This is a genomic window from Rhizobium sp. 01T444 (assembly GCF_056398305.1).
Genome location: NZ_JBFTPD010000070.1, coordinates 1 through 6297, shown reverse-complemented (window position 1 = coordinate 6297; position 6297 = coordinate 1). Strand labels below are relative to the sequence as shown.

General features: G+C 53.9%; 3 protein-coding genes. 2 read left to right on the top strand and 1 reads right to left on the bottom strand.

All coding sequences use genetic code 11. From position 1 onward, the window contains the following. The first annotated feature begins 460 nt into the window (after window positions 1-460). Entirely contained in the window at window positions 461-3403 is a 2943-nt protein-coding gene (gene uvrB, locus AC1DTN_RS36950; protein ID WP_477925047.1) for an excinuclease ABC subunit UvrB, read from the top strand. 46 nt (window positions 3404-3449) lie between these two features. Here the strand turns inward: uvrB and AC1DTN_RS36945 are convergent, their stop codons facing one another. Further along, window positions 3450-3908: a RipA family octameric membrane protein gene (locus AC1DTN_RS36945; protein WP_477925046.1), complete on the bottom strand. Its 459-nt coding sequence runs from the start codon at window positions 3906-3908 to the stop codon at window positions 3450-3452. 33 nt (window positions 3909-3941) lie between these two features. Between AC1DTN_RS36945 and AC1DTN_RS36940 the strand changes: the two genes are divergently transcribed. Further along, window positions 3942-6297 (top strand): NACHT domain-containing protein (locus tag AC1DTN_RS36940; RefSeq protein ID WP_477925044.1); only part of this gene is annotated, 2356 nt, incomplete at its 3' end.

The following is a 6297-nucleotide window of genomic DNA, read 5'->3' as shown; positions in this document are numbered from 1 at the left end:
GAATACACCATTCGCCAGAACGGCTCAGACCATGGCTGCCAAGGGCAAGCCCTTCAAAGTCATGATCATCGCCATCGCGCGAAAAATCCTCGCCACCGCAAACGCTCTGATAAGGGACAAAACGATGTTCAATCCAACCTGACAAACACAGTTGCCAGCCGGCTTGCGTCTGCAAGCCGAGAGACTCTTTAAAAACGCATCCGCAAGGGCATTTTCAAAAGCCGCAGGATCGTAAGATTCTTCCGCCGCGTGGACACGCGGCTGCTAGATTCCTGTGACAGGCACAGGAATGAGGGAAATTGGAGTTGCCGTCGGTGCCCAAAGCGAAGTCGACGCTTAAAAGCGAGGGTGGAGCCCTTAAGAGACACCCCCACTATTCCAAAATCCGAACGATTCATTCGTTTCCCTTTTGTACTCTCAACCCCTTCCATTTCACGATGACAACAGCCATATTCCGCCCATGGCAAAATCTCCGAAGAAATCCCCCGCCTCGACCGGTTTCGAGGAAGCCCCCCAATCGTCATTCGAAGGTGCCCCGCTCAGCGGCAGCGTCTCCGATTGGGTGAAGCAGCTCGAAGCCGATGCCGAGCAGGCTGGCGTCGAAAGCCAGCGCGAAATCGCCTCCAAGGCGGGCAAGCACCGCAAGAAGGTGGAGAACGAGGCGCGCAAGCATACGGAGGCCGTCAGCGTCAACAAGAAGGCCACCGTCAGCAAGACGGCGCGCGGCGTTTCCATCGGCGGCTCGTCCGATCCGAAGACGCGTGCAGCGGCCGGTCTCAACCCCGTTGCCGGCCTGGATATTTCCCTTGAAGATGCCGGCAGTCTCGCCAACGGCGGCGTCACGGCTACCGTCGAAGCGCTGTCGGCGCTGATCGAGAGCGGCAACCCGCTGCACAAGAACGGCAAGATCTGGACGCCGCACCGCCCTGCCCGGCCGGACAAATCCGAAGGCGGCATCGCCATCCGCATGTCCTCCGAATATGAGCCCGCCGGCGACCAGCCGACGGCGATCCGCGATCTCGTGGGCGGGCTGGAAACCGGCGAGCGCAGCCAGGTCCTGCTCGGCGTCACCGGCTCGGGCAAGACCTTCACCATGGCCAAGGTGATCGAGGAAACGCAGCGCCCGGCCCTGATCCTCGCGCCGAACAAGACGCTGGCCGCCCAGCTCTATTCCGAATTCAAGAATTTCTTCCCCGACAATGCGGTGGAATATTTCGTTTCCTACTACGATTATTACCAGCCGGAAGCCTATGTGCCGCGCTCCGACACCTATATCGAGAAGGAAAGCTCCATCAACGAGCAGATCGACCGCATGCGCCACTCGGCGACGCGCTCTCTGCTCGAACGCGACGATTGCATCATCGTCGCCTCCGTCTCCTGCATCTACGGTATCGGCTCGGTCGAAACCTATACGGCCATGACCTTCCAGATGAATGTCGGCGATAGGCTGGATCAGCGCCAGCTGCTGGCCGACCTCGTTGCCCAGCAATACAAGCGCCGCGACATGGATTTCCAGCGCGGTTCCTTCCGCGTGCGCGGCGATACCATTGAAATCTTCCCGGCCCATCTGGAGGATGCCGCCTGGCGCATCAGCATGTTCGGCGACGAGATCGACGCCATCACCGAATTCGACCCGTTGACGGGCCAGAAGACCGGCGACCTGAAATCGGTCAAGATCTACGCCAACTCGCACTATGTAACACCGCGCCCGACGCTGAATGCCGCGATCAAATCCATCAAGGAAGAGCTGAAGGGCCGCCTGGTGGAGCTGGAAAAGGCCGGCCGCCTGCTGGAGGCCCAGCGCCTGGAGCAGCGTACCCGCTACGATGTGGAAATGCTGGAAGCCACCGGCTCCTGCCAGGGCATCGAGAACTACTCGCGCTACCTCACCGGCCGCGACCCCGGCGACCCGCCGCCGACGCTCTTCGAATATGTGCCTGACAATGCCATCGTCTTCATCGACGAAAGCCATGTCACCGTGCCGCAGATCGGCGGCATGTACCGGGGCGACTTCAGGCGCAAGGCGACGCTGGCCGAATATGGCTTCCGCCTGCCCTCCTGCATGGATAACCGGCCGCTGCGCTTCGAGGAATGGGACGCCATGCGCCCGGATACGATCGCCGTGTCGGCCACGCCAGGCAGTTGGGAAATGGAACAGGCCGGCGGCGTCTTCGCCGAACAGGTCATCCGCCCGACCGGCCTCATCGATCCGCCCGTCGAGGTGCGCTCCGCCCGCAGCCAGGTGGATGACGTGCTCGGCGAAATCCGCGAAACCGCCGCCAAGGGCTATCGCACGCTCTGCACCGTGCTGACCAAGCGCATGGCCGAGGACCTGACCGAATACCTGCATGAACAGGGCGTCCGCGTGCGCTACATGCACTCGGATATCGACACGCTGGAGCGCATCGAGATCATCCGCGACCTGCGCCTCGGCGCGTTCGACGTGCTCGTCGGCATCAACTTGCTGCGCGAGGGCCTGGACATTCCCGAATGCGGCTTCGTCGCCATTCTCGATGCCGACAAGGAAGGCTTCCTGCGCTCCGAGACCTCGCTGGTGCAGACGATCGGCCGCGCCGCGCGTAACGTCGACGGCAAGGTCATCCTCTATGCCGATAACATCACCGGCTCCATGCAGCGCGCCATGGACGAGACCACCCGCCGTCGCGAAAAGCAGATGGCCTATAACGAGGCGCACGGCATCACGCCGGAAAGCGTCAAGGCCAAGATCTCCGATATCCTCGACTCGGTCTACGAGCGCGACCACGTGCGTGCCGACATATCAGGCGCCTCCGGCAAGGGCTTCGCCGATGGCGGCAACCTCGTGGGCAACAACCTGCAGACCCACCTCAACGCGCTGGAAAAGTCCATGCGCGACGCCGCAGCCGACCTCGACTTCGAAAAGGCCGCCCGCCTGCGCGACGAAATCAAACGCCTCAAGGCCGTCGAACTCGCCGCCATGGACGACCCGCTCGCCCGCGAGGAAGCCAAGTCGATGGAAGGCATCCGCCGCAACGCCAAGGCCACCAGCGAGTCCCTTCCCTCGAAGGGAGAGAAATCGAACGGCAAGGCGGATGAGAGCGCCACGCCCTCCTACTTCGCCAAGCCTGAACTGGACGACATGGGCGGCCGCAACGCCAACGGCAAGACCCTCTTCCGCCGCAACACGCTGGATGAGATGACCGTGGGCCGGACGGAAAAGCCGGTGACGGGACATGTGCCGGAAAAGCCGGATGCGGCCAAGGGCACGCAGCGGTTTTCGCCGTTGCTGGAGAGCCAGCCGGAGCGCGATGATGGTGTCAGGCCGCTGGTGCGCGGGAAGACGGGTGTCGGGAGCTATGAGGATCCCGGCGAGCAGAAGCACAAGAGCCGGACGAAGGGCAAGACTGGGCGGCCGGGGCAATGATCTGAACCCAGAAAGAAGCGACACTGTATTATTTATATATACCTAATTACATCAAAATAACGAATCCGAGAACGCAAAGAATTCCGGCCATAACCGGGAAAAATATTTCAATATATGTATACTCCACGATCGATGAGTTTTTCATGAATTTTTCTTCTTCAGATATAACTGCGGAAATTCCGAGATTTTTCTCCATCTCAATCGCAACTTCATGCTTTATACGAGACACTTCTCGAAAGCGTAATATTTGAAAAACCCAAACCACGCAAAATATTGCCGAAAGAATTAGCATAGTACTTGCTAAAGTCGATGATACCGGCGCAGCTACCGATATTTTATCGCTCTTAAGAAAACCGTACCCTACCCCAACCGCACCAATAACCGAGAAATTAAATTTTGTGACCGAATATCTGCGGTCGATATTCTTCTCTATAGAATCTCTATAGTTGATGTATATCGCCGCATTTACCGATTCTGCAGGAACCGCTTGAATTATGTCCGACACTTTGCTTCAATACCCGTTCAAGTTGAGGTTCCAATGATTCCGAATGTCTCTATCGTTTGTCAAGAGGGCGGCCATCGTGCTGCGCTGGAGTATGCCCGTCTGGTAAAGTCCATTAACATTCCTGTTTTGGTCAATTTCCCGAACACAGACGGATTTTCCATAGCCGAAAATCCGTCTCAACTCCTGAATGAAAGAACCGGCGCGCTAATCGTCATCCTATCTCCTGATATATTTCCGGGATCTAAATCAGCTTCCAAATATCGAATAGATGATGTCATGCGACATCTTCATGAACGATCCAAAGCCGGAAGTGCTTCCAGAATTTTTCTCGTGCTAACAACGGCGCAAGTGAAGGAATTGATTCGCGGAAAATGGATTGAAAAAATTCAATACCTTCTTGATGGACCAATTACACGCGAGCAAATACTTGTACAGCTTAGTGTTCTCACGTCACTTGATGAAACAGCAGAAAATTTATCTTCTTATGAAGAAGTAAAATCGATCATACAGGGACTTGAACCCGGATTTAATATCACGGAAACCGCACACGAACGAGTCACCAAAGACAAGATTTCGTACCAAATATTCGAATGTACACACAAGGTCAGGAAAAAGAAGAATTATTATATTCACCTTCACAGAGGCGTGACCATCACCAATACTGCTCGCCATATCGAGCAAAATTATCCAGACTTGTTCAGCGACGCATCGAAATTCGTTCTATTGCCCATGGAACTGGGTGCGGCGCGCCCACAGGATCGCTTAGAGAATATCCGAGTAGCTCTGAAGTGCGAAGATGTCGAGTATCTTGAGGATGCCGTCTTTAAACTAATAGTTGACACAATCGATGTCGGCGTAATTTCGGACACAGGAGCCGTTGTTAGAGAGTTCATCGAACCGCAAGTAAGGTTCTCAAGTCAGCATCCGGATCTCGGCGAGCAGACATTCTCTGCTGTTGCAGACTGGATCTCGAAGCAAAATGCGGGAGTTCTTGTTTTAGTCGGCCAGGGAGGGATTGGAAAAACCTGGGCAATGCTTAATCTTCGGCAGCGCATTACCGAAAATAAAATTCAATTTAAAAAATCCATACAGAGAAGAGTTATATTTATCACTTCAACTGATATAAATCGAGGCATAGCCGCTGCTTATCTAAAGGGCGGCGAACTTACTATCTATGATCTTTATGTCTCGTCCTGCGCAGCGCTGCACGGATCCGATAGTGAAGAATGGCTCGATAAGAGTACGTTCTACAATGCTTTTGAGTTAGGGAACATACTTATATTTATCGATGGACTCGATGAAGTCATTTCCCGCAATCGTTCTCGGTTTAACGCAAATCATTTTTTTTCGGATCTTAATTCGCATTTCTCCGAAGCGTCCGAAGGCAAGGTCATAATATCTTGCCGGAATATTTTCTTCGATGACGACGAATATCGCCTTGACTACCCGCACGTTATTGTTGCGGACCTTTTAGCATTCAACGAGGCTAAGCGAAGAGAGTTTTTCGAAGAGGCCTTTGAGCGCTTCCCAAACAGGCTGCGCAAAGCAATCGCGCTAAGTGATCAACTCGCGAAACTGCCAGATAATCGATACGTCCCGTTTGTATTGAGCTTGATCAGAGACGTGGTAGCCGAAGAAATGGATGGCTCAAGCGCAACTTTCGCTCCGTTCGCTTCAGCGATTTTGAATCCACAGGATCAGTTTGATAGAGTGGTCGGCCAATTTTGCCACCGCGAGATACACAAGGTCATTGACCCTCTTCTCAATTTGACGGTTGACCTCCAGGTAAAGGTTTTCTCTGCAATTGCCAGAATGCAAGAGGGCGAGCAAGTACTCGTCCATCGTCAAGCTTTCAGGGGACTATTAAAAGACATTCTCGGTCAGCGCGATGTTGAAGCGATCGCGGTCCACCTGGAAACGCACCCATTCCTATCTCAGGAGGAGCTGAAGCATCGGGAAATTATAACATTCCGTTTCGACTTCATGCCTGAATATTTCGCGATGCTCGACATGAGTCAGCGGTTAGTTTCAGAAACCATCAGCAAAACTGATGTTCGTTTGCTAAACAAGTTCGGCGGCCTCAACTCCCTATTTTGCTCGGGTATCGTAAAGCGTTATGCTGGCAGTAGCGACGATTTCAAACTTCACCTTCTTGGTCTTTTGGAGGGCGGACGGGAACTGATCAAGAAGCAGTTTTCTCTATTTGATCAGGATTTTTTAGAAGCCGACGCTGCGATATCACAGTTCAGTTTTGCTTGTGTATCAATGTTGGCAAGTTATCACGGCAGCGCGTCTTCTGGGAGCGTTCGGGATATTGGTAATTCTATTCTTGAACTTTTTAAGGATGGTAATTCACTTAGAGATCTCGTGGTTTTAGATGGTCTCCTAC